This is a genomic window from Bradyrhizobium sp. LeoA1Lang, from assembly GCF_055413685.1.
The window spans coordinates 18,131-41,353 of sequence record NZ_JBVAPG010000056.1 but is presented as its reverse complement, the minus strand read 5'-3'; the positions used below and the strand labels follow the sequence as shown (position 1 = coordinate 41,353).

Genomic DNA, 23,223 nt, shown 5'->3' with positions numbered 1-23,223 from the left:
AGTGGATACCGGTTCGCGCCAGAAAACGCGTCGAAACAAAAGGCTAGAGCCTCGGTTTACCGAGGCTCTAGGTAAGGCAGCGGCGCCGATGCGGCAACCCTGAAGCTGGCTGACCGGATAAAAGGCTTAACTGTCAGCCGGTTGCTGGTTCCGTAAAATCACGGCGAAGGTTCAGGCCGCCGGCTGGGCGGCTGCGTTCTCATCAGCGAGCAGGTGCAACAGCGCGCTCTTGATCGCGGCCTGCCGGGTCGGCGCAGTGATCTGCGCGCCCAGGAGGTCGGTGACGTAGAACACGTCGCGGGCGCGCTCGCCGAAGGTCGCGACATGGGCGGAGGCGATATTGAGGTTGAGCTTCGAGATCGCGGTGGTGAGCTGGTACAGCAGGCCGGGCCGGTCGAGGCCGGAAACCTCGATCACGGTGTAGCGGTCCGACCACTGGTTATTAATGGTGACTTCGGGCTCGACGGTGAACGCCTTCACCTTGCTGCCGCTGCTGCGATGGACGGCGCGGCGCGCCATCGCCTCCGGCAGGCGCAACTTGCCTTCCAGCACGTCCTCGATCATCTCGCCGATCCGGGTGGCGCGCCGACCTTCGTCCTCGTCGCGGTCGTATTCCCGGGAGATCGCGATGGTGTCGAGCGCGCGGCCGTCGGTCGTGGTGTAGATCTGGGCGTCGACGATATTGGCGCCCGCGGAAGCGCAGGCGCCGGCGATGATCGACAATAGCCAGGGATGGTCGGTCGCCCAGATCGTCAGTTCGGTGACGCCGCGCGCCTCGTCGAATCCGACATTGATCGCAAGCTTGTGTCCGGCCTGCTCGCTGGCGCGGATGAAGCGCGCCTGCCGGATCTTGCGCGGCAATTCGACCTTGAGCCAGTACGCCGGATAATGCCGCTCGATGTAGGCGTTGAGCTCCGCGTCTGGCCATTCGGTGAAGGCGGCACGGAATTCGGCCTGCGCCACCGCGATGCGGCGGGCGCGGTTCACTTCCGAGAAGCCGCCGGTCAACACCGGCTCAGTCTCGTAATAGAGCGTGCGCAGGAGCTGCGCCTTCCAGCCGTTCCAGACGCCGGGGCCGACGCCGCGGATGTCGGCGGTGGTGAGGATCGTCAGCAGTTTCATCTGCTCGACCGATTGCACGACCGCGGCGAAATTCTCGATGGTCTTGCGGTCAGAGAGATCGCGCGACTGTGCGACCGTCGACATCGTCAGGTGGTCCTCGATCAGCCATGCGACGAGTTCGGTGTCGGCGTTGCTGAAGCCAAGCCGCGGGCATAGCCGCCGCGCCACCTTCGCGCCGGCGACCGAATGATCCTCGGGCCGGCCCTTGGCGATATCGTGCAAAAGGGTCGCGATATAGAGCACTGGACGATGCTCGGGGCGGATCTTGCGGAACAGGTCGCTGGCGACAATGAACTCGTCATTGCCGCCGCGCTCGATCTCCTGCAGGAAGCCGATGCAGCGGATCAGGTGCTCGTCCACCGTGTAGTGGTGGTACATGTTGAACTGCATCATCGACACGATCTTGCCGAAGGCGCGGATGAAGTGACCGAGCACGCCGGTCTCGTTCATCCGCCGCAGCACGATCTCGGCATTGTCTGATGTCAGGATCTCCATGAACAGCCGATTGGCTTCCGCATCTTCGCGAAGCTGCGTGTTCACGAGCTTGAGCGAGCGTGTCACGGTGCGCATCGCGTCGGGATGGAAGGCGAGGTTGTTCTTCTGCGCCAGGCGGAAGATGCGGATCAGGTTGACCGGATCGTGCTTGAAGACGTCGGGCGCGGCCAGGTTGATGCGGTTGTTGTCGACGATGAAGTCGTCGCTCTCGGGCACGCGCCGCTTGGTGCTGCCCGGCCGCAGGCGCGCCACCATGCGGCTCAGCACCGGCGCCGGCTTCTTCTGCTCCTCCTCCAGCTTGGCGCACAGGATCGCCGTGAGGTCGCCGACGTCCTTGGCGATCAGGAAGTAATGCTTCATGAAGCGCTCGACGTCCTGCATGCCGGGATGCGAGGTGTAGCCGAGCCTGATCGCGATCTCGCGCTGGACGTCGAACGACAGCCGCTCCTCGGCGCGGCCGGCGAAGAAATGGATGTTGCAGCGCACCGACCAGAGGAAATCGGCGCAGCGGCGGAAGGTGCGGTATTCCTGCGCGTCGAATACGCCGCGCTCCAGCAGCTCGTCGGTTTCGCGCACCCGGTAGACGTATTTTGCGATCCAGAACAGCGTGTGCAGGTCGCGCAGGCCGCCCTTGCCGTCCTTGACGTTGGGCTCGACCAGATAGCGCGACTGTCCGGCGCGGCGGTGCCGCTCCTCGCGCTCGGCCAGTTTGGCGGTGACGAATTCGGCTGCGGTGCCCTGCACGACGTCCTTGTCGAAGCGGTCGACCAGTTCGTCATAGAGAGGCCGGTCGCCGGTCAGGAACCGCGTCTCCAGGATCGCGGTGCGGATCGTCATGTCGCCGCGCGCCTGGCGGATCGATTCATCGACCGAGCGCGTAGCGTGGCCGACCTTCAGTCCCATGTCCCACAGGCAGTAAAGGATCGCTTCGGCGACCTGCTCGCCCCAGGCGGTCTGCTTGTAGGGCAGGATGAACAGCAGGTCGATGTCGGACTCCGGCGCCATCAGGCCGCGGCCATAGCCGCCGGTGGCCACGACCGCCATGCGCTCTTCGCCGGAGGGGATCGGCGAGTGATAGAGATGCTTGGTCGCCGCCGCATAGAGGATGCGGATGATCTCGTCCTGCACGAAGCAGAGCCGCTCCGCGCAGCGCCGGCCGTGGCGGTCCTTGAGCAGCACGGTCTGCGCCGTGGCGCGTGCCGCGATCAGTTCCGTCTTGAGCAGTTGCGCCATGGCCGAGCGGAATTGGTCCTCGCGTCCCGCGTGTTTCTCGGCGAGCGCGTCGACCGCGGCGGTGATCTGCGCGGTATCGAAACGGTCATCCACTTCCAGGCGGGGTTCGGCCACGACACTATCCATGGTCTATCCCGATAAAGGACGGCGCCTGTGCTGTCACGGGACATTGTGGCCCCGCGGTCACTCTGTGCTGAATTCCGGTTGATTTGAGCAAAGCCATTCTCGCGTTGCCGCCTTCAGGGTGTGGATTTTCTCGTTGACCTTCCGGCGTAACTCATTGAGATAAAAAGACGTTTTACCAAGATTTTCCAATACCTGGAGGCTGAGGATGGTCCGGATTTCACGGCGCGCTGTGGCTGCGTTGATTGCAGGTTTGGCGCTTGCGCCCGCGGCAAGTTTTGCGGCGGAGCCGCTCAAGGAGATACGCATCGACTGGGCGACCTACAATCCGGTCTCGCTGGTCCTGAAGCAGAAAGGGCTCCTGGAAAAGGAGTTCGCCAAGGACGGCATCAGCATCGTCTGGGTGCAATCCGCCGGCTCCAACAAGGCGCTCGAATTCCTCAACGCGGGATCGATCGATTTGGGCTCGACGGCGGGCTCGGCGGCGCTGGTCGCCAAGATCAACGGCAACCCGATCAAGTCGATCTATGTCTATTCGCGTCCCGAATGGACCGCGCTGGTCACGGGCAAGGATTCCAAGATCGCCTCGGTCGCCGACCTCAAGGGCAAGCGCGTCGCGGTGACCCGCGGCACCGATCCGCATATCTTCCTGGTGCGTGCGCTGCTTGATGCTGGCCTCTCCGAAAAGGATATCACGCCGGTGCTGCTCCAGCACGCCGACGGCAAGACCGCGCTGATCCGCGGCGACGTCGACGCCTGGGCCGGCCTCGACCCGATGATGGCGCAGGCGGAAGTCGAGGACGGCGCAAAACTGTTCTTCCGGAAAGCGGACGCCAACACCTGGGGCATCCTCAATGTGCGCGAGCAGTTTTTGAAGGACCACCCGGACGTGGTCCGTCGCGTGCTCGCCGTTTACGAGGAGGCCCGCAAATATTCGCTGGCGAATTACGACGAGCTGAAGAAGACCTTCATTGCCGTGACCAAGCTGCCGGAGGCGGTGGTCGACAAGCAGCTCAAGGAGCGCACCGAGTTGACCCACAGCCGGATCGGCGCCCCGCAGCGCGATTCGATCCTCGCCGCAGGGCTCGCGCTGCAGCAGGCCGGCGTGGTCGACGCCAAGGTCGACGTGAAGGCGGTGCTGAATTCGCTGATCGACGACCAGGTCCCGCTGCCGACGAATTGACAATCCGTAGCCCGGGTGGAGCGCAGCGCGACCCGGGACGACGAATGCCCACCTTGCAATTCGGCGCGGGAAGGGGTTCTTGCCGTGGCGATGACCATTGAAGCGCCAGTGCTGGAACAACCCGACGCCGCCATGCCGCCTGCGGCGGCGCGGCTGTCGCGTTTTGTGCGGCCCGCGCTCGGGCTGCTGCTGCCGTTAGGCCTCGCCCTCGGCTGGGAGCTCGCGGTCTGGTTCGGCTATTCCAACGGCCGGCTGGTGCCGCCGCCGACGAAAGTCTTCGCCACGATCATGGAACTCGCGAAAAGCGGCGAGCTGTCACGGCACATCGCCACAACGCTCTCCCGCGTTGCCGCGGGCTTTGCGCTCGGCGTCGTCGCCGGTACGCTGCTCGGCGCGGTCTCCGGCTATTGGGGGCTGGCGCGGCGGCTGCTCGATCCGACCGTGCAGGCGCTGCGCGCGATCCCATCGATTGCCTGGGTGCCGCTGTTCATCCTCTGGCTCGGCATTTTTGAAACCTCGAAGGTGGCGCTGATCGCGGTCGGCGTGTTCTTCCCGGTCTATCTCGGCGTGATGGGCGCGATCCACTCGGTCGACCGCAAGATCGTCGAGGTCGGCCGCATCTTCCGCCTCTCGGGCCCGGCGATGATCCGCCGCATCCTTCTGCCGGCGGTCTTGCCGGCCTATGTGGTGGCGCTCCGCGTCGGCCTTGGTCTGGGCTGGATGTTCGTGGTTGCCGCCGAGTTCATGGGCGCCTCCGAGGGGCTCGGCTATCTCCTGATCGACGGCCAGCAGCTCGGCAAGCCGGCGCAGATCGTCGCCGCGATCGTGATCTTCGCGATCCTCGGCAAGACCACCGACTGGCTGATCGAACTCGCCACCGCGCCGCTCTTGCGCTGGCAGGACGCTTTTGGCCGCGGGCGCGGAGCGGCCTGATGCTCTCCCTTCGCAAGGTCGGCAAGACCTATCCCAACGGGGTCCATGCGCTTTCGCGCTTCTCCGCCGAGATCAAGTTGGGCGAGATCATCGCGATCATCGGCGGGTCCGGTTGCGGCAAGTCGACGCTGCTGCGCGCCATTGCCGGGCTCGATCGCGCCACGTCAGGCACGGTGATTCTCGATGGCGCCACCATCACCGCGCCGCACGCCAAGATCGGCATCATCTTCCAGGAGCCGCGGCTGCTGCCCTGGCTCAGCGTCGCCGACAATATCGGCTTCGGCCTCTCGGATCTGCCGGCCGATGCGCGGCGTGAAAAGGTGGCGCGCGCGCTGGCCCGCGTCGGACTCGCCGACAAGGCCAATGCCTGGCCGCGCGAGCTTTCCGGCGGGCAAGCGCAGCGGGTCGCGATCGCGCGCGCGTTGGTGCCGCAGCCGGAGGTGCTGCTCTTGGACGAGCCGTTCTCCGCGCTCGACGCCTTCACCCGGCGCGACCTGCAGGATCATCTGCTCGACCTCTGGGCCGACACCCGCCCGACGCTGATCCTGGTAACGCACGACGTCGACGAGGCCGTGGTGCTGGCGGACCGTGTGCTGGTGATGCGGCCGCGGCCGGGCCGGCTGTTCGAGGAGATTGCGATCAACCTGGCGCGGCCGCGCGACCGCAACTCGCCCCACTTTGACAATTTCAAGCGTCGTGTGCTCACGGCGCTCGATCGTTCGCTGGACCGCAACGTGCCCGACAGCGAGGCAGCCGCGAACGCCGGCGAGGCGATGTGGTGGTGACAGCGGCGTATCGAGGGGGTACACCGGAGAGCAGAAAATCCGGGAGAACAACAATGGACGCTATCGAGCTCCGCGCGCTGCAAGCCCCGATCAAGGAACGCTACAAGGCCGACCCCGCCACCGCCGTCATCACGCTGAAAGCCAAGGGCTCGATCGAGAGCGAAGGCATCGCCTGCAAGGTCGAAACCGGTCGCGCGCTCGCGGTCGCCGGCCTTCATCCGGCAACCGGTGGCTCAGGACTGGAACTCTGCTCCGGTGACATGCTGCTCGAAGCGCTGGTCGCCTGCGCCGGCGTGACGCTCAAGTCCGTGGCGACCGCGATCGAAGTGCCACTCAAGAGCGGCAACGTCTTCGCCGAAGGCGATCTCGATTTCCGCGGCACGCTTGGCGTCGACAAGGAGGCGCCGGTCGGCTTCGCCGAGATCCGCCTGCGCTTCGAGGTCGACACCGACGCACCGCAGGACAAGCTCGACCTCTTGCTGAAGCTCACCGAGCGCTATTGCGTGGTCTACCAGACCATCCGGCACGGCCCGCAGGTCGCCGTCTCGATGAAGCGGGTGTGATGTCGCTTGAGCCCTACCCTTTCAGGGGAGGGTGCAGAGAGCGCCAATGCCTCCCGAATTCATCTTCCTGCTGACGCTCGTCTTGCGCATGGCGATCACGGCCGCCTTTGTCGTGACCGCCTCCGTCATCGCCGAGCGTTCACAGCCGGTGATCGGCGCGCTGGTGGCAACCTTGCCGATCTCGGCGGGACCGTCCTATGTCTTCCTCGCGCTTGACCATGATGCGGCCTTCATCGCCGAGGGTGCGCTCGCGAGCCTGCCGATCAATGCGGCGACGATCTATCTCGGATTGACCTATGTCGTGCTGGCACAGCGCCACAGTGCGTTGCTCAGCACGGCCGCAGCCGTCGCGGTATGGATTATACTCGCGTCCATCTTCCGCCAGTTCCACTGGACGCTCGCCGCCGGGCTGATCATGAACGTCATCACCTTTGCGATCTGCGTGCCGCTGTTGCAGCGCTATCGCCATGTGAAGAAGATGCCGCTGATCACCCGCCGCTGGTACGACATACCCCTGCGCGCCTCGCTGGTCGCGACGTTGGTGGCGGTCGTGGTGACGTCCTCGGGCTGGGTAGGCCCGCGGGTCAGCGGCATCATCGCGCTGTTTCCGGTGGTCTTCACCTCGATGATGCTGATCCTGCATCCGCGCATCGGCGGCCCGCCGACGGCAGCCGTGATTGCCAACGGCGCCTGGGGCCTGATGGGATTTGGAATTGCGATCGCGGTGCTGCATGTCGCCGCGCTGCAGTTCGGTTCGGCGATCGGCCTCAGTCTCGCGCTTCTGACCTGCGTGACCTGGAATCTCGGCCTGTGGTGGCATGGGCGGCGACGAATGCGTCGAACTTAGATCCTCATGGTGAGGAGCGCGTAGCGCGTCTCGAACCATGAGGCCCCGATCGCGCCCCTGGCCCATCCCTCGAGACGCCGCCTCGCGGCTCCTCGGGATGAGGAGACGCGTAGGGTGGGCAAAGGCGCTCTTGCGCCGTGCCCGCCATCCACGTTCTGCCCGCGATGGTGGGCACGCTGCGCTTTACCCACCCTACGGCAGGGTCTACTGCTTCGGCAGTTTTGCCCTCAGCGCGTAGAGCGCTTCCAGCGCCTCGCGTGGCGACATCTCGTCGGGGTGCAGCGCTTTCACCGCCTCCACCAGAAGCTCTGCCTCGCTCGGCGGTGCTGCTTCCGCGGCGGCGCGGGAGGGGACGGCGAACAGCGGGAGGTCATCGACCAAAGCGCGCGCGGTCTGGCCGCGGTCCTGCGCCTCCAGTTTCGCCAGCACGGATTTCGCCCGGGTGATCACCGCTGGCGGCAATCCTGCGAGCTTTGCCACCTGGATGCCGTAGGAACGATCCGCCGAGCCCGGCAGCACCTCGTGCAGGAACACGACATTGCCCTGCCATTCCTTCACCCGCACCGTGGCGTTGAACAGTCGCGGCAGTCTTGCCGAGAGCGCGGTGAGCTCGTGATAGTGGGTCGCGAACAGTGTGCGGCAGCGGTTGTTCTCATGCAGATGCTCGATCGCGGCCCAGGCGATCGAGAGGCCGTCGAAGGTCGCCGTGCCACGGCCGATCTCGTCGAGGATCACCAGCGAGCGTTCGCTCGCCTGGTTGAGGATCGCCGCCGTCTCGACCATCTCGACCATGAAGGTCGAGCGTCCCCGCGCGAGGTCATCAGCCGCGCCGACGCGGGAGAACAGGCGGTCTATAATGCCAATCCGCGCCCGCGACGCCGGCACATAGCTTCCGATCTGCGCCAGCAGCGCGATCAGCGCATTCTGGCGCAGGAAGGTCGATTTGCCGGCCATGTTCGGACCGGTGAGGAGCCAGAGCTGTCCGGATTTCTGCGCCGGCCCCGGTGAGAGGTCGCAAGCGTTGGCGATGAACGGCTGGCCATCGCGCTTCAAGGCCTGCTCGACCACCGGATGGCGGCCGCCTTCGATCGCAAAGCCTAGGGAATGCTCGACCTCGGGCCGCACGTAGTTCTCGTCGACCGCGAGCTTTGCGAGCGCGGTCGCGACATCGAGCAGCGCGAAGGCGTGCGCGGCGGCGCGCAGATCGTCGCTTGCGGCAAGCGCCATGGCGCTGAGCCGGTCGAAGATCTCGAGCTCGAGATTGAGCGAGCGGTCGCCGGCATTGGCGATCTTGGCTTCGATCTCGCCGAGTTCGGAGGTGGTGAAGCGGACCTGGCCGGCGAGCGTCTGGCGATGGATGAAGGTCGCGTTCAAGGGCGGCGTCATCAGTTTGTCGCCGTGCTGCGCGGTCACCTCGACGAAATAGCCGAGCACATTGTTGTGCCGGATCTTGAGCGCCTTGACGGAGGTCACCTCGGCGTAGCGCGCCTGCATCGAAGCAACGACAAGGCGTGAGGCATCGCGCAGGTTTCGGCTTTCGTCCAGCGCAGCCTCATAACCTTCGCGGACGAAACCGCCGTCGCGCTTGATCAGCGGCAATTGCTCGGCGAGCGCGCGCTCGAATTCATGCGCCAGGTCCCGCGAGGGACGGCGCAGTGCCTCCATCACGGCCACGATTTCCGCCGGCGGCTGATCGAGCTGCGCCAGCCGCACCAAGGCCTGATCGGCGGCCAGGATGCCGTCGCGGAGCCCTGCGAGATCGCGCGGGCCGCCGCGGCCGACCGATAGCCGCGCCAATGCGCGGGACATGTCGGGCGCCGCGCGCAGCACGCTGCGGATATCCTCGCGCGCGGCACTATCCGCGACGAAGGCCGAGCTCGCATCGAGCCGCCGCGTGATCGCAGCGCTGTCAGTGAGCGGCGCCGCGAGCCGCTGCGCCAACAGGCGCGAGCCGGCAGCGGTCACGGTGCAGTCGATCGCATCGAGCAGCGAGCCGCGGCGTTCGCCGGCGAGCGTTCGGGTCAATTCGAGATTGGCGCGCGTCGCCGGGTCAATCGCCATCGTCGTGCCGACCGCTTCGCGCGAGGGCGGCGATAATGGCGGCCGTTTGCCCACCTGGGTGCGGTCGATATAGGTGACGGCGGCCGCGGCGGCGGTGGCTTCCAATCGCGACATTGCGGCGAGGCCGTCCATGGTCGCGACCGCGAAATAGTCGCACAGCCGCCGCTCGGCGGTGGCGCCGTCGAAGACGTCACGGGTGAGCGGCGTCACCGCCGGCAATTCTCGCAGCAGTGCCCCGAACTCGACGTCATTATAGAGCGCGTCGGCGACGATGGCTTCATTCGGATTGATCCGCGCCAGCGTCGCCGGAAGCTCCGCGACGGAGCATTCCGTCACCATGAATTCGGAGGTCGAAATATCGATCCAGGCGAGCCCGATGCGGTCGCCGCCGGACGAGCCGCGGGCGCGCGCAATCGCCAGAAGGTAATTATTGGTGCGGGCATCGAGCAGCGTGTCTTCGGTCAGCGTGCCCGGCGTCACCAGCCGAACCACGTCGCGCTTCACGACGCTCTTGTTGCCGCGGGCGCGCGCCGTCGCCGGATCCTCGCTCTGCTCGCACACGGCGACGCGGTGGCCGGCCGCGATCAATCGGTGCAAATAATCCTCGGCGCGTTCGACCGGCACGCCGCACATCGGGATGTCCATGCCCTGATGCTTGCCGCGTTTGGTCAGAACGATGCCGAGCGCCTTCGAGGCAATCTCGGCATCCTCGAAGAACAATTCGTAGAAATCGCCCATCCGGTAGAACAGGAGCAGGCCCTGATTGGCGGCCTTGATCTCGAGATACTGTTCCATCATTGGCGTGACGCGCATGGGCGCTTCCGCGCTCGGCGTTTCGGATGGAACGGGAATAGGCTGCTGGACGGTCATGAGGGGGCGGAAACTACAAAATTTCGTCCTTCCGTCCCACCGCTTTGCCGGCCGATTGAAGGTTTTCCACCCTCTCCACGTCGTGAGAGCGGGCGAGGGGCGCGTTCCCGTCAATTGACCTCTCGTCAGGGCGCTCCTAAAACTCGGCCTCAATCCAAGCCTCTAGCGCCGAACCGGCGGCAATCAGGGAGAGAATCGATGCGTGATGTCTACATTTGTGATGCCGTCCGGACCCCGATCGGCCGCTTCGGCGGATCTCTCGCCAAGGTGCGCACCGACGATCTCGCCGCCACCCCGATCAAGGCGCTGATGGCGAAGCATCCGAATCTGGACTGGGCGCAGGTGGATGAGGTCTTTTTCGGCTGCGCCAACCAGGCCGGCGAGGACAACCGCAACGTTGCGCGCATGGCGCTGCTGCTCGCGGGCATGCCTGATACGGTTCCCGGCCAGACGCTGAACCGGCTTTGTGCCTCCGGCCTCGACGCGGTCGGCGCCGCCGGCCGCGCCATCCGCGCCGGCGAGATCGATTTCGCGATCGCCGGCGGTGTTGAATCGATGACGCGGGCGCCGTTCGTGATGGGCAAGGCGGCGGAAGCGTTCTCGCGCTCGGCCGAAATCTTCGACACCACGATCGGCTGGCGCTTCATCAATCCCCTGATGAAGGCGCAGTATGGCGTCGATGCGATGCCGGAGACCGGCGAGAACGTCGCCGAGGAATTCCAGGTCTCGCGCGCTGACCAGGATGCGTTCGCGATCCGCTCGCAGCAGCGCGCAGGCGCCGCAATCGCGGCCGGCTATTTCGCCGAGGAGATCACGCCGGTCTCCGCGCCGGGCGGCAAGGCGGGCCCCATTACCGTTGACAAGGATGAGCATCCGCGTCCGGAGACGACGCTGGAAGGCCTCGCCAAGCTGAAGCCGGTGGTGCGCAATCCCGGCACGGTGACGGCCGGCAATGCCTCCGGCGTCAACGACGGCGCCGCCGCCATGATCCTTGCCTCCGAGGCCGCCGTGAAGAAGCACGGGTTGACGCCGCGGGCGCGCATCCTCGGGCTCGCATCGGCCGCGGTGCCGCCGCGCATCATGGGCATCGGCCCGGTGCCGGCGACGCGCAAATTGATGGAGCGGCTCGGCCTCAAGATCACTGATTTCGATTTGATCGAGCTCAATGAGGCCTTCGCCTCGCAGGGCATAGCCTGCCTGCGCCAGCTCGGGGTCAAGGAAGATGCCGACTTCGTGAACCCGCATGGTGGCGCTATCGCGCTCGGCCATCCCCTCGGCATGAGCGGCGCGCGGCTCGCCCTGACGGCGGTACATGGCATGGAGAAGCGGGGCGGAAAGCTTGCCTTGGCAACCATGTGCGTCGGCGTCGGCCAGGGCGTTGCGGCAGCGATCGAGAAGTTGAATTGATCTGTCTGCGTCATTGCGAGCGAAGCGAAGCAATCCATTTCGCCGCTTGCTGAGGCATGGATTGCTTCGCTTCGCTCGCAATGACGGGATAGAAAGGCGAAAAACACCGCTTTTCCGGGTTAGTTATATCCTATAATGATTCGACGGCTGGCTCACCGGCAAGGAGCGCCAGGGAGGAAATCGTCATGACCTTGCTCTATCCGCTGCAATCGCTCGCGGCGCATCCGCCGCGGCTATCGCCAGGCTATCGCTCGACGGTCAAGCGCGCGCCGCAAAAGCCGCTGATCCCGATCCGGCAAACGCTCTCCGAACTGACCGGCCCGGTCTATGGCCACGAGACGGTACGCGAGAACGACAACGACCTCACGATCCAGCACAAGGGCGAGCCGCTCGGCGAACGCATCATCGTGCACGGCCATGTGCTCGACGAGGACGGCCGCGGCGTGCCCAACGCGCTGGTCGAACTGTGGCAGGCCAATGCCTGCGGCCGCTACGTCCATGTCGTCGATCAGCATCCGGCGCCGCTCGATCCGAACTTCACCGGCGCCGGCCGCGCGCAGACCGATGCGAGCGGCTATTACAGGTTCATCACGATCAAGCCCGGCGCCTACCCGTGGGGCAATCACCACAACGCCTGGCGCCCGGCCCACATCCATTTCTCGGTATTCGGCCATTCCTTTATCTCGCGCCTGGTGACACAGATGTATTTCCCGGCCGATCCCTTGTTTCCGTTCGATCCGATCTTCAATTCGGTGACGGATGAGAAGGCGCGCGTGCGGATGATCTCGTCGTTCGATCTCGAGAACACCCAGCCGGAATGGGCGCTGTGCTACCGCTTCAACATTGTCCTGCGCGGCAGGAACGCGACGCCGATGGAGAATAAATCGTGAGCGAGCAGCGGCCGGACGGCATCACGCCATCGCAGACGGTCGGCCCGTATTTCAAATACGGCCTGACGCCGAACGGAGAGTACGCGTGGAACGACGCCTTCACCAACAACCTGATCACGCCTGATGTTTCCGGCGAGCGCATCCGTGTCGAAGGCACGGTGTTCGACGGCGACGGCGTGCCGGTGCCGGACTGCATGCTGGAGATCTGGCAGGCCGACGCGCAGGGCCGGTTCTCCGATCCGCAGGATGCCCGCGCGTTGCCCAACAGTTCGTTCAAGGGGTTTGGCCGCGTCGGCACCGATGCCAAGGGCGGCTACTCCTTCGACACCATCAAGCCGGGCCAAGTACCTGATCCGGACGGCAAGCCGCAGGCGCCGCACATTTTGCTCGCGGTGTACGCGCGCGGCATGCTGCTGCATCTCTACACCCGGATCTATTTCGACGATGAATCGGCCAACGCCACCGATCCCGTGCTGGCGCTGGTGCCGACGGATCGCCGCGCGACGCTGATCGCCAAGCGCAAGGCGGGCGCGGCCAACCCGGCCTACGTGCTCGACATCCACCTGCAGGGCGACAACGAGACCGTGTTCTTCGACGTGTGAGGCTGCACTGCAGCGTTCTCTCTCGTCATGGCCGGGCTTGGCCCGGCCATCCATCTTCAAAATAGCTTCTTGCGAAGTTCGATGGATACGCGGGTCAAGCCCGCGTATGACAACTGTGGTTGCTGCCGCAGTGTAGCCCAGGCTCGTCATTCCCGGGCGCCGCAAAGCGGCGAGCCCGGAATCTGGAAGTTGTGGTGCGAGATTCCGGGTTCAATGCTGCGCATGCACCGGAACCCCTCTCATCGAACATTCGGCAAATAGCGCGATCCCTCCTTCCCCAAAAACTCCAGCATCGCCTGCGCCGGCGGCAGCAGGATCTTGTCGGCGCGGCGCATCGCGTGCCATTGGCGCATCACCGGCAGGCCCGCCACCTTGAGCACCACCAGCCGCCCTTCCTCCAGTTCGTGGAACACGGTGTGCTGGGAAATGAAGGCGATGCCGAGCCCGGCCATCACCGCCTGCTTGATGGTCTCGTTGCTGTCCATGGCCATGCCGACCTTGGGCTCGATCCGATGCTTCTGGAAGAACTGCTCCATCAGCATCCGCGTGCCGGAGCCGTGCTCGCGGGTGATGAAGGTCTCAAAGGCGAGATCGCTAGCCGCGACGCGCTTCTTTCCATTGAGCCGATGATCGGCGGCGGCGATGATCACGTGCGGATGCCTGCCGAGCGGGCGCATCTCGACCTCGATGTCCGGTGGCGGCTGCCCCATCACGGCGATATCGAGATCGTAGCCGCGCAGCGCGTCGCGGATGTCCTCGCGGTTGCCGATCCTGAGCGTCACGTCGATCTTCGGGTAGCGCTGCGAGAACGCCGCGATCGCGAACGGCACGAAATATTTCGCGGTGCTGACCGCGCCCATCGCGACACGCCCGCCGCTCTTGCCCGCGATCATGTCGAGCGACTGTTCGCAGTCGGCCAGCGCCGATTCGATGCGCTCGACCAGCGCGAGAACGGTGCGGCCGGCATCGGTCAACGCCATGCCTTCAACGGTGCGCTGGATCAGCGGCAGCCCGGCGAGTTCCTGCAGGTTGCGAAGCTGCAGGGTGACCGCCGGCTGGGTGAGGTTGAGCCGGTTCGCCGCGCCCGTGATCGAGCCGGCCGCATGCACGGCGGTCAATGCGCGTAGCTGACGAAGGGTGAGGTCGCGCGAGAAATGCCCCGGCATGAGCACCTCCATAAAAAATACTTTGGACACACTTAAGATATTAAAATTTCACTAATTCGGCAATTCGCGTGTTGATAGTGGCGACAGCGACTCCAACCCGGAGCCGCGTCAAGCGAAGTCCCGTCGAGAGGGCTCGATGAATGGGAGAGCGGCCGTGGATCATCTTCCTGCATTGCATGCCTATCTCGACGATCCCGCGCGTCAGGACAGCGTCCGCGCCGCAGCCGTCGCGGTGGTGGAGGCGCTGGCCGCGGCCGCGGTCGAACTCGCAGGCGTCATCGCCTCGGGCCCGCTGGTCGGCATCACCGGCCGCGACGGCGCGGTCAACCCCGACGGCGACACCCAAAAGGACATCGATGTTGTCGCAGATCGGCTGATGCGCGACGCCCTGCGCACAGCGCCGGTGGCCGCCGTGCTCTCGGAGGAAGTGGAACTGCCGGAGACGCTCGATGCCGAGGCGCCGCTCTGTGTCGCGATCGACCCGCTCGACGGCTCGGCCAATCTTGCGAACAACATCTCGGTTGGCACCATCTTTTCGATCCGGCCCAAAGCGCGTGACATCCTCTCGACCTTCTTCGAGCCCGGCACCGCGCAGATCGCCGCGGGCTTTTTCATCTATGGCCCGCAGACCGTGCTGGTGCTGGCACTCGACCAGCGCGTCGATGTCTTCACACTGTATCCCCCGACGCGCGAATTCGTGCTGACCGGGCGCGGCGTCCGCATTCCGCCCGATACACCAGAGTTCGCGATCAACGCCTCCAACCGCCGGCACTGGAGCGGCGCCGTGCGTGGCTATATCGACGAATGCCTCGCGGGCGCCAATGGCGACTGCGGCCGCGATTTCAACATGCGCTGGATCGGATCGCTGGTGGCGGAAGCCTACCGCATCCTGGTCCGTGGCGGCGTCTTCCTCTATCCGGCCGATGTGCGCCCGGGCTACCGCGAGGGCCGCCTGCGCCTGCTCTACGAAGCCCATCCCGTGGCGCTGATCATGGAATGGGCTGATGGCGCCGCCTCCAGCGGGCGCGCCCGCATTCTCGAGCTTTCGGCACGGACGCCGCACCAGCGCGTCCCCTTGATCATGGGATCGCCGCGCACCGTGCGCGGCATCGATATGATGCACGAAGGTGTCGAGCCGCTGTTCGAAAACGCCGACGCGCCCTTGTTCGCGCGCCGCGGATTGTTTCGCTGAAGGAGGCCGGCATGTCGCGGCGTCACCCCATCATATCGGTCACGGGTTCTTCCGGCGCCGGAACGACGTCGGTCAGGAGGACCTTCGAGAACATCTTCCGGCGCGAGAATGTAAGCGCCGCCTATGTCGAGGGTGACGCCTTCCACCGCTACGACCGCGCCGAGATGCGCAGCAAGATGGTCGAGGAGGCCGATCGCGGCAACAAGCATTTCAGCCATTTCAGCCCCGAGACCAATTTGTTCGAGAATCTTGAAAAGCTGTTCCGCGACTATAGCGAGTCCGGCACCGGCACGACGCGGCACTATGTGCACGACGGGGACGAGGCGCGGCTCTATGGCGGGGATCCCGGCACTTTCACCCAATGGGAGCCGTTGCCGGAGAATTCCGATCTCCTGTTCTACGAGGGCCTGCATGGCGCCGTCGTCACCGACAAGGTGAACGTCGCCAAATATGCTGACCTCAAGATCGGCGTCGTCCCCGTCATCAATCTCGAATGGATCCAGAAGCTGCATCGCGACCGCAGCCACCGCGGCTATTCCACGGAGGCGGTGACCGATACCATCCTGCGGCGCATGCCTGACTATGTGAACTACATCTGCCCGCAGTTCACCGAGACTGACATCAACTTCCAGCGCGTGCCGACGGTCGACACATCGAATCCGTTCATCGCGCGCTGGATCCCCACACCGGACGAATCGATGGTCGTGATCCGGCTGAAGAACCCGCGCGGCATCGATTTTCCCTATCTGCTCTCGATGATTCCGCACAGCTTCATGTCGCGCGCCAATTCGATCGTGATCCACGGCGCCAAGCTCGATCTGGCGATGCAGCTCATCCTCACCCCGCTGATCCTGCAACTGATGGAACGAAAGAGGCGAACGATATGACCGCACTTGCGTCTGTGGCCAGCCGCGCCCAAGTCAGCCATGCCGAGATGGCGAACGCCATCCGCTTCCTCGCCATCGATGCCGTCGAGAAGGCGAAGTCCGGGCATCCGGGCATGCCGATGGGCATGGCCGATGTCGCGACCGTGCTGTTCTCGCGCTTCCTCAAATTCGATCCCGATGACCCGGCCTGGCCCGACCGCGACCGCTTCATCCTCTCCGCCGGCCATGGCTCGATGCTGCTCTACGCGCTGCTGCATTTGACTGGCTATGAGAGCGTGACGCTCGATCAGCTCAAGGCGTTCCGCCAGTGGGGATCGACAACTCCAGGCCATCCCGAATATGGCCACACGCCCGGCGTGGAGACGACCACCGGCCCACTCGGGCAGGGCATCGCGACCGCCGTCGGCATGGCGCTCGCCGAGCGGTTGATGAACGCGCGGTTCGGAGATGAACTCGTCGACCACTTCACCTATGTGATCGCCGGCGACGGCTGCCTGATGGAGGGCATCAGCCACGAGGCGATCTCGCTCGCGGGCCATCTGCGGCTGAACCGGCTGATCGTTCTGTTCGATGACAACCGGATTTCGATCGACGGGGCGACCTCGCTGTCCTGTTCGGATCATCAGCTCGCGCGCTTCAGAGCCTCCGGCTGGTCGGCCTGCCGGATCGACGGCCATGATCCGCAAGCGGTTGCGAGGGCGATCGATGAAGCAAGGAAGAGCGACCTGCCGTCACTGATCGCCTGCCAGACCGTGATCGGCTTCGGCGCGCCGAACCGGCAAGGCAGCGAGAAGGTTCATGGTGCACCGCTCGGATCGGAGGAGGTCGCCAAAACGCGGGCGGCGCTTGATTGGCGCTACCAGCCATTTGAAATTCCGCCAGCCGTGCTTGCGGAATGGCGCGAGATCGGCGCGCGCGGCCGTGCGGCGCGGCGTGCCTGGATCGAGCGTTCACGGCGCGCCTGTAACGGCGGCGGCAGGTCGCCCTTTCACGATGCGCTGAACAAGAAGTTGCCCGGCGCCTATACCGAGGCGATGGCGAAGCTGAAGGAGCGTTTCGAGCTCGAACGTCCGAAGCTTGCGACACGGCAGGCATCGCAACACGTGATCGATGCGATCGCCGAGGTGCTGCCCAACCTGCTCGGCGGCTCGGCCGACCTGACGCACTCCAATCTCACGCTAGCGAAATCGCAAGTGCCGGTTCGCTCGGGCTGGCTGCACGGCAGCTATATCCACTATGGCGTCCGCGAGCATGCGATGGCGGCGGCGATGAATGGCATCGCGCTGCACGGCGGCTTCGTCCCCTATGGCGGAACATTCCTCGCGTTCGCCGACTACAGCCGCCCCGCGATCCGGCTCGCGGCGCTGATGGGCATCCGCGTCATTCACGTCATGACCCATGATTCGATCGGGCTGGGCGAGGATGGCCCGACCCACCAGCCGGTCGAGCATCTCGCCGCGCTCCGTGCGATTCCCAATCTGCTGGTGTTCCGTCCTGCCGATCCAATCGAGACCGCGGAAGCCTGGGATTGCGCGCTGCAAGCCGAGACCTCGCCGTCGATCCTGTGCCTGTCGCGGCAGGCGCTGCCCGCCTTCCGCGATGTGACCGATACCAACTACGTCGCGCTCGGCGCCTATGTGGCGATCGAGCCGAACGGAGGCCGTGACCTCACGCTGATTGCAACCGGCTCGGAAGTATCGATCGCGCTCGAGGCGGCAAAGCTGCTTGGAAGCGAGAACATCCGCGCCGCCGTCGTTTCCGCCCCGTGCTTCGATTTGTTCCGGAAGCAGCCGCGCGACTATCAGGCCAAGGTGCTGGGCGATGCGCCGCGCGTCGGCATCGAGGCTGCCGTCGAAGGCGATTGGGCGCGCTGGCTCGGCGACGACGGCGAGTTCGTCGGCATGAACGGTTTCGGCGCCTCCGCACCGGCCGACGTGCTCTACCGCGAGTTCGGCATCACGCCGGCCGCCGTCGCTGCCGCGGCCAGGCGCGTGATCCAGAAGGCAAACGAAAGGAAATAAGCATGGCGCGGATAACCCTGAGGCAATTATTGGATCATGCCGCCGAACGCGGCTACGGCGTGCCGGCCTTCAACATCAACAATATGGAGCAGGGGCTCGCGATCATGGAGGCCGCATCCGCCTGCGATGCGCCCGTCATCATCCAGGCCTCGCGCGGCGCGCGCGCCTATACGGGCGACGTCATGCTGTCGAAGATGATCGATGCGCTCGAGGAGATGTATCCGGACGTACCGCTCTGTCTGCATCTCGATCATGGCAACGAGGAATCCACCTGCACCACCGCGATCCGCTACGGCTTCACCTCGGTCATGATGGACGGCTCGCTGAAGGCCGATGCCAAGACCGCAGCCGATTACGACTACAATGTCGGTATCACCCGACGCGTCGTCGAGATCGCGCACTGGGTTGGCGCCTCAGTCGAGGGTGAGCTCGGCGTGCTCGGCTCGCTTGAGCATGGCGGCGGCGAGCAGGAAGACGGCCACGGCGTCGAAGGCAAGCTCAGCCATGACCAGCTCCTGACCGATCCCGACCAGGCGGTCGATTTCGTCCGCGCCACCAAGGTGGATGCGCTCGCGATCGCGATGGGCACTTCGCATGGCGCCTACAAGTTCACGCGGCGGCCCGATGGCGACATCCTCGCGATGCGCGTGGTGGAGGAGATCCATCAGCGGCTGCCGAATACACATCTGGTGATGCACGGCTCGTCCTCGGTGCCGCAGCCATTGCAGGACATGTTCAACCAGTTCGGCGGCGAGATGCCGCAGACCTGGGGCGTTCCGGTCGAGGAGATCGTCCGCGGCATCAAGCACGGCGTGCGCAAGGTCAATATCGATACCGACTGTCGCCTTGCGATGGCCGCCGCCTTCCGCAAGGTCGCGACCCAATCGAGAAGCGAATTCGATCCGCGCAAATTCTTGAAGCCCGCGATGGAAGCCTTGCGCGATCTTTGCCGTGACCGGTTCGAGCAGTTCGGCACCGCGGGCAATGCCGGAAAGATCAAGGTGATTCCGCTGTCCGAGATGGCGAGGCGCTATCGCGCCGGCGCGCTCGATCCGCAAATTGGGGCGATGACCGAAGCAGCGTGAGGGGCACGCCAGAACAATTTCAGGAGGACCATATGAACATGCAGTCGATGACCCTGCGCGGCAAGGATCGCTACAAATCCGGCGTGATGGAATACAAGCGCATGGGCTATTGGGAGCCCGACTACGTACCCAAGGACACCGACGTCATCGCGCTGTTCCGCGTCACCCCGCAGGACGGCGTCGATCCGACCGAAGCCTGCGCGGCGGTGGCCGGCGAATCCTCGACCGCGACCTGGACCGTGGTGTGGACCGATCGCCTGACGGCGGCGGAAAAATATCGCGCGAAATGCTACCGCGTCGATCCGGTGCCGAATTCGCCCGGCAGCTATTTCGCCTACATCGCCTACGATCTCGACCTGTTCGAGGCAGGCTCGATCGCGAATCTCACCGCATCGATCATCGGCAACGTCTTCGGCTTCAAGCCGCTGAAGGCGCTGCGGCTCGAGGACATGCGGCTGCCGATCGCCTATGTGAAGACGTTCCAGGGGCCGGCGACCGGCATCGTGGTCGAGCGCGAGCGGCTCGACAAGTTCGGGCGTCCGCTGCTCGGCGCCACTGTCAAGCCGAAGCTCGGCCTCTCCGGCCGCAATTATGGCCGCGTCGTCTATGAGGCGCTGAAGGGCGGGCTCGATTTCACCAAGGATGACGAGAACATCAACTCGCAGCCCTTCATGCATTGGCGCGAGCGCTTCCTCTACTGCATGGAGGCGGTGAACCGCGCGCAGGCCGCGACCGGGGAGATCAAGGGTACCTATCTCAACGTCACCGCGGCGACGATGGAGGACATGTACGAACGCGCCGATTTCGCCCGCGAGCTCGGCTCCGTCGTCATCATGATCGATCTCGTGATCGGCTACACCGCGATCCAGTCGATGGCGAAATGGGCGCGCAAGAACGACATGATCCTGCATCTGCACCGCGCCGGCCACTCCACCTACACCCGGCAACGGTCGCATGGCGTCTCGTTCCGTGTGATTGCAAAATGGATGCGGCTCGCGGGCGTGGATCACATTCACGCCGGTACTGTCGTCGGCAAGCTCGAGGGCGATCCGAACACGACGCGCGGCTACTACGACATCTGCCGCGAGGACTTCAATCCGATGCAGCTCGAGCACGGCGTGTTCTTCGACCAGAATTGGGCCAGCCTCAACAAGCTGATGCCGGTGGCCTCGGGCGGCATCCATGCCGGCCAGATGCATCAGTTGCTCGACCTCTTGGGCGAGGACGTCGTGCTGCAGTTCGGTGGCGGCACCATTGGTCACCCGCAGGGCATCCAGGCGGGCGCCACCGCCAACCGCGTCGCGCTGGAAGCCATGATCCTCGCCCGCAACGAGGGGCGCGACTACGTCCATGAGGGGCCGGAGATCCTGGCCAAGGCTGCGCAGAGCTGCACGCCGCTGCGCGAGGCGCTCGAGGTCTGGAAGGACGTCACCTTCAACTACGAATCGACCGATGCTCCGGATTTCGTTCCGACACCGAGCGTCGCGGTCTGAAAGGAGCTTGATCATGCGCATAACCCAGGGCTGCTTCTCCTTCCTGCCCGATCTCACCGACGAGCAGATCACCGCGCAGGTTCAATACTGCCTCGACAAGGGCTGGGCGGTGAACATCGAGTTCACCGACGATCCGCATCCCCGCAACACCTATTGGGAGATGTGGGGCTTGCCGATGTTCGATTTGCCCGACGCCGCGGGCATCATGCGGGAGCTCGCCGAATGCCGGCGCGTGTATGGCGACCGTTACATTCGAATCTCGGGTTTCGATTCGAGCCACGGATGGGAGTCCGTTCGCATCTCCTTCATCGTCAACCGGCCCAAGGACGAGCCCGGCTTCCGTCTCGACCGGCAGGAATCCGTCGGCCGCAACCTCCGTTACTCGACACACGCTTACGCGGCGGAACGCCCTGAAGGCGAGCGTTACGTCGACCGTTAACCGCGTCCGGTTCAAAGCCAGGCGGGTGGCTCCCTCGGCCGACCTGGTCCGGATGCACTTCTCCGTCGTCGCTAGGTTGCGGCGACGGAGCTTTTCGACACGAGAGCAGGATGACGCAACCACAGCCACAGACTCACGAAGCCCCGCTGGAGGCCGTCGATCTCCGGCGCGAATTCGCCGACCTCGGCATCGGCGCCGTGCTCGACCAGCTCGATTCCGAGCTGATCGGCTTGGTGCCCGTGAAGACGCGCATCCGCGAGATCGCAGCGCTGCTGCTGGTCGAGCGTATCAGGCAGAAGATGGCGCTCGCCACCACCTTTCCGACCCTGCACATGTCCTTCACCGGCAATCCCGGCACCGGCAAGACCACGGTGGCGTTGCGCATGGCCAGCATCCTGCACCGGCTCGGCTTCGTGCGCCGCGGCCATGTCATCAGCGTCACCCGCGACGATCTGGTCGGGCAATATATCGGCCACACTGCGCCGAAGACCAAGGAGATCCTGAAGAAGGCGATGGGCGGCGTGCTGTTCATCGACGAGGCCTATTATCTTTATCGCCCCGACAATGAGCGCGACTATGGCCAGGAGGCGATCGAGATTCTCCTGCAGATCATGGAGCAGCAGCGCGAGGATCTGGTCGTGATCCTCGCCGGCTATGGCGACCGCATGGAAAAATTCTTCCAGAGCAATCCGGGTTTTCGTTCCCGCATCGCCCATCACATCGACTTCCCCGATTATTCGGACGCCGAGCTGCTCGCGATCGCCGAATTGATGCTGCAGCAGCAGAACTATCGTCTTTCATCGGCGGCGCGTGATGCCTTCATCCGCTACATCGCCGTGCGCAAGACCCAGCCGCTATTCTCCAACGCGCGTTCGATCCGCAATGCTCTGGATCGCATCCGGCTCCGCCAGGCCAACCGCATCGTCTCCCGGCTCGACCGGGTGCTCACGACCGACGATGTGATGTCGATCGAGGCCGGTGATGTGCTGGCAAGCCGGGTATTTTCGAAAGGCGCGACGGACCAGGAGACATGAGCGAGACGCTGACAGCCGTGCGGACGGCGGCCTTCGAGGACCTCATCGCTCGCGCCCACGCACTGATCTTTGACGTCGACGGCACAATGGCCGAGACGGAGGAGGTACACCGCCGCGCCTTCAACGACGCGTTCTCGCGCGCAGGCCTCAACTGGTACTGGGACCAGGCGACCTACGGAGGGTTGCTGCGTGTCGCCGGAGGCAAGGAGCGGATCCGCGCGTTTGCCATGTGCAAGCGAACCATGCCGCTGCTATCGAATCGCGAGATCGCAGAGCTGCACGGGATCAAGACCGCGCGTTATGCCGAGCTGATCGCAACGGGCGGCTGCCCGCTGCGGCCCGGCGTGGAGGCCTTGCTCCGAAAGGCACGACGGCGCAGCCAACGGCTGGCGATCGCGACGACGACCTCGCATGCCAATATCGATGCGCTATTGTCGGTCGCGCTGGGCGAGGATTGGGCTGAATGGTTCGAGGCGATCGTCGCGGGCGACGATGTGCCGGAGAAGAAGCCGGCGCCCGACGTCTATCTCATGATGCTGGCGCGGCTTTCGCTCCCCGCTTCGCGCTGCATCGCCATCGAGGACTCGCGCAACGGATTGCTCGCGGCCTCGCGCGCCGGCATTCCTGTGCTGTTCACCCGCAGCGCCTACTTCCGCGACGATGATTGCTCGGAAGCCCTGCTCGCCGTCGATGAATTGACCGAGATCGCCGGCTGACGGCGCCGCGTTGGAGTGCTGTAGCCCGGGTGGAGCGCCAGCGTAACCCGGGGCCGCTCGCAAACCTTGACGCTGA

General features: G+C 64.9%; 19 protein-coding genes. 16 read left to right on the top strand and 3 right to left on the bottom strand.

Going from position 1 to position 23,223, the window contains the following annotated elements:
• Nucleotides 1–171 precede the first annotated feature (171 nt).
• On the bottom strand, nt 172–2,976 hold the full coding sequence (locus ACZYOF_RS20070; protein WP_463716859.1) for a [protein-PII] uridylyltransferase: 2,805 nt from the start codon (nt 2,974–2,976) through the stop codon (nt 172–174).
• 205 nt (nt 2,977–3,181) lie between these two features.
• Between ACZYOF_RS20070 and ACZYOF_RS20065 the strand changes: the two genes are divergently transcribed.
• The 5 genes from ACZYOF_RS20065 (at nt 3,182) to ACZYOF_RS20045 (ending at nt 7,284) form a co-directional block, all read left to right on the top strand.
• Nucleotides 3,182–4,156 (top strand): aliphatic sulfonate ABC transporter substrate-binding protein, encoded by a 975-nt coding sequence (locus ACZYOF_RS20065; RefSeq protein ID WP_463716858.1) that lies wholly within the window; start codon nt 3,182–3,184, stop codon nt 4,154–4,156.
• 90 nt (nt 4,157–4,246) lie between these two features.
• The gene (locus tag ACZYOF_RS20060; RefSeq protein WP_463716863.1) at nt 4,247–5,089 is read left to right on the top strand and encodes an ABC transporter permease; all 843 of its coding nucleotides are present in this window, start codon (nt 4,247–4,249) and stop codon (nt 5,087–5,089) included.
• A complete protein-coding gene (locus tag ACZYOF_RS20055; RefSeq protein ID WP_463716857.1) occupies nt 5,089–5,874 on the top strand; it encodes an ABC transporter ATP-binding protein in 786 nt (261 codons plus the stop codon). The genes ACZYOF_RS20060 and ACZYOF_RS20055 overlap by 1 nt, the downstream gene beginning before the upstream one ends.
• Before the next feature lie 53 nt (nt 5,875–5,927).
• On the top strand, nt 5,928–6,437 hold the full coding sequence (locus ACZYOF_RS20050) for an OsmC family protein (protein WP_463716856.1): 510 nt from the start codon (nt 5,928–5,930) through the stop codon (nt 6,435–6,437).
• A gap of 46 nt (nt 6,438–6,483) precedes the next feature.
• On the top strand, nt 6,484–7,284 hold the full coding sequence (locus ACZYOF_RS20045) for a hypothetical protein (protein ID WP_463716855.1): 801 nt from the start codon (nt 6,484–6,486) through the stop codon (nt 7,282–7,284).
• Nucleotides 7,285–7,488: 204 nt separating this feature from the next.
• On the opposite strand, the gene mutS is transcribed toward ACZYOF_RS20045, so the two are convergent.
• Entirely contained in the window at nt 7,489–10,215 is a 2,727-nt protein-coding gene (gene mutS / locus ACZYOF_RS20040; protein WP_463716854.1) for a DNA mismatch repair protein MutS, read from the bottom strand.
• A gap of 198 nt (nt 10,216–10,413) precedes the next feature.
• Here mutS and pcaF point away from each other — a divergent pair, with 198 nt between their 5' ends.
• The 3 genes from pcaF (at nt 10,414) to pcaG (ending at nt 13,114) form a co-directional block, all read left to right on the top strand.
• Complete coding sequence (gene pcaF / locus ACZYOF_RS20035) at nt 10,414–11,622, top strand: 3-oxoadipyl-CoA thiolase (RefSeq protein ID WP_463716853.1); 1,209 nt, start codon at nt 10,414–10,416, stop codon at nt 11,620–11,622.
• A gap of 185 nt (nt 11,623–11,807) precedes the next feature.
• Nucleotides 11,808–12,512 (top strand): protocatechuate 3,4-dioxygenase subunit beta, encoded by a 705-nt coding sequence (gene pcaH / locus ACZYOF_RS20030; protein WP_463716852.1) that lies wholly within the window; start codon nt 11,808–11,810, stop codon nt 12,510–12,512.
• A complete protein-coding gene (gene pcaG, locus ACZYOF_RS20025; RefSeq protein ID WP_463716851.1) occupies nt 12,509–13,114 on the top strand; it encodes a protocatechuate 3,4-dioxygenase subunit alpha in 606 nt (201 codons plus the stop codon). The genes pcaH and pcaG overlap by 4 nt, the downstream gene beginning before the upstream one ends.
• 239 nt (nt 13,115–13,353) lie before the next feature.
• Here the strand turns inward: pcaG and ACZYOF_RS20020 are convergent, their stop codons facing one another.
• Nucleotides 13,354–14,280, bottom strand: coding sequence for a LysR family transcriptional regulator (locus ACZYOF_RS20020; protein ID WP_130580523.1), 927 nt, complete (start codon nt 14,278–14,280; stop codon nt 13,354–13,356).
• A gap of 136 nt (nt 14,281–14,416) precedes the next feature.
• Between ACZYOF_RS20020 and ACZYOF_RS20015 the strand changes: the two genes are divergently transcribed.
• The 8 genes from ACZYOF_RS20015 to ACZYOF_RS19980 all read left to right on the top strand — a co-directional run bounded on the left by ACZYOF_RS20015 (nt 14,417) and on the right by ACZYOF_RS19980 (nt 23,147).
• Entirely contained in the window at nt 14,417–15,472 is a 1,056-nt protein-coding gene (locus tag ACZYOF_RS20015; RefSeq protein WP_463716850.1) for a class 1 fructose-bisphosphatase, read from the top strand.
• Nucleotides 15,473–15,483: 11 nt separating this feature from the next.
• Nucleotides 15,484–16,359 carry a phosphoribulokinase gene (locus ACZYOF_RS20010; RefSeq protein WP_463716849.1) on the top strand — a complete coding sequence of 292 codons (876 nt, stop codon included), beginning with the start codon at nt 15,484–15,486 and terminating at the stop codon, nt 16,357–16,359.
• The gene (gene tkt / locus ACZYOF_RS20005) at nt 16,356–18,380 is read left to right on the top strand and encodes a transketolase (protein WP_463716848.1); all 2,025 of its coding nucleotides are present in this window, start codon (nt 16,356–16,358) and stop codon (nt 18,378–18,380) included. The genes ACZYOF_RS20010 and tkt overlap by 4 nt, the downstream gene beginning before the upstream one ends.
• Nucleotides 18,381–18,382: 2 nt before the next feature.
• A complete protein-coding gene (fba, locus tag ACZYOF_RS20000; protein WP_130580519.1) occupies nt 18,383–19,465 on the top strand; it encodes a class II fructose-bisphosphate aldolase in 1,083 nt (360 codons plus the stop codon).
• A 32-nt stretch (nt 19,466–19,497) separates the two neighbouring features.
• Nucleotides 19,498–20,958, top strand: coding sequence for a form I ribulose bisphosphate carboxylase large subunit (locus tag ACZYOF_RS19995; RefSeq protein ID WP_130580518.1), 1,461 nt, complete (start codon nt 19,498–19,500; stop codon nt 20,956–20,958).
• Nucleotides 20,959–20,971: 13 nt separating this feature from the next.
• Nucleotides 20,972–21,397 (top strand): ribulose bisphosphate carboxylase small subunit, encoded by a 426-nt coding sequence (locus ACZYOF_RS19990; protein ID WP_130580517.1) that lies wholly within the window; start codon nt 20,972–20,974, stop codon nt 21,395–21,397.
• A 110-nt stretch (nt 21,398–21,507) separates the two neighbouring features.
• A complete protein-coding gene (gene cbbX, locus ACZYOF_RS19985; RefSeq protein ID WP_463716847.1) occupies nt 21,508–22,431 on the top strand; it encodes a CbbX protein in 924 nt (307 codons plus the stop codon).
• Nucleotides 22,428–23,147 carry an HAD family hydrolase gene (locus ACZYOF_RS19980; protein WP_130580515.1) on the top strand — a complete coding sequence of 240 codons (720 nt, stop codon included), beginning with the start codon at nt 22,428–22,430 and terminating at the stop codon, nt 23,145–23,147. The genes cbbX and ACZYOF_RS19980 overlap by 4 nt, the downstream gene beginning before the upstream one ends.
• The last annotated feature ends 76 nt before the right edge of the window (nt 23,148–23,223 follow it).

Bases quoted from the DNA above. Each gene is read 5' to 3' on its own strand.
- ACZYOF_RS20010 (WP_463716849.1), top strand. From the start codon at position 15,484: ATGTCGCGGCGTCACCCCATCATATCGGTCACGGGTTCTTCCGGCGCC.
- ACZYOF_RS20015 (WP_463716850.1), top strand. From the start codon at position 14,417: ATGAATGGGAGAGCGGCCGTGGATCATCTTCCTGCATTGCATGCCTAT.
- ACZYOF_RS19990 (WP_130580517.1), top strand. From the start codon at position 20,972: ATGCGCATAACCCAGGGCTGCTTCTCCTTCCTGCCCGATCTCACCGAC.
- tkt (WP_463716848.1), top strand. From the start codon at position 16,356: ATGACCGCACTTGCGTCTGTGGCCAGCCGCGCCCAAGTCAGCCATGCC.
- ACZYOF_RS20020 (WP_130580523.1), bottom strand. From the start codon at position 14,280: ATGCCGGGGCATTTCTCGCGCGACCTCACCCTTCGTCAGCTACGCGCA.
- pcaH (WP_463716852.1), top strand. From the start codon at position 11,808: ATGACCTTGCTCTATCCGCTGCAATCGCTCGCGGCGCATCCGCCGCGG.
- ACZYOF_RS20050 (WP_463716856.1), top strand. From the start codon at position 5,928: ATGGACGCTATCGAGCTCCGCGCGCTGCAAGCCCCGATCAAGGAACGC.
- pcaF (WP_463716853.1), top strand. From the start codon at position 10,414: ATGCGTGATGTCTACATTTGTGATGCCGTCCGGACCCCGATCGGCCGC.
- mutS (WP_463716854.1), bottom strand. From the start codon at position 10,215: ATGACCGTCCAGCAGCCTATTCCCGTTCCATCCGAAACGCCGAGCGCG.
- ACZYOF_RS20055 (WP_463716857.1), top strand. From the start codon at position 5,089: ATGCTCTCCCTTCGCAAGGTCGGCAAGACCTATCCCAACGGGGTCCAT.
- ACZYOF_RS19995 (WP_130580518.1), top strand. From the start codon at position 19,498: ATGAACATGCAGTCGATGACCCTGCGCGGCAAGGATCGCTACAAATCC.
- ACZYOF_RS20045 (WP_463716855.1), top strand. From the start codon at position 6,484: ATGCCTCCCGAATTCATCTTCCTGCTGACGCTCGTCTTGCGCATGGCG.
- ACZYOF_RS20060 (WP_463716863.1), top strand. From the start codon at position 4,247: ATGACCATTGAAGCGCCAGTGCTGGAACAACCCGACGCCGCCATGCCG.
- fba (WP_130580519.1), top strand. From the start codon at position 18,383: ATGGCGCGGATAACCCTGAGGCAATTATTGGATCATGCCGCCGAACGC.
- cbbX (WP_463716847.1), top strand. From the start codon at position 21,508: ATGACGCAACCACAGCCACAGACTCACGAAGCCCCGCTGGAGGCCGTC.
- ACZYOF_RS20065 (WP_463716858.1), top strand. From the start codon at position 3,182: ATGGTCCGGATTTCACGGCGCGCTGTGGCTGCGTTGATTGCAGGTTTG.
- ACZYOF_RS19980 (WP_130580515.1), top strand. From the start codon at position 22,428: ATGAGCGAGACGCTGACAGCCGTGCGGACGGCGGCCTTCGAGGACCTC.
- ACZYOF_RS20070 (WP_463716859.1), bottom strand. From the start codon at position 2,976: ATGGATAGTGTCGTGGCCGAACCCCGCCTGGAAGTGGATGACCGTTTC.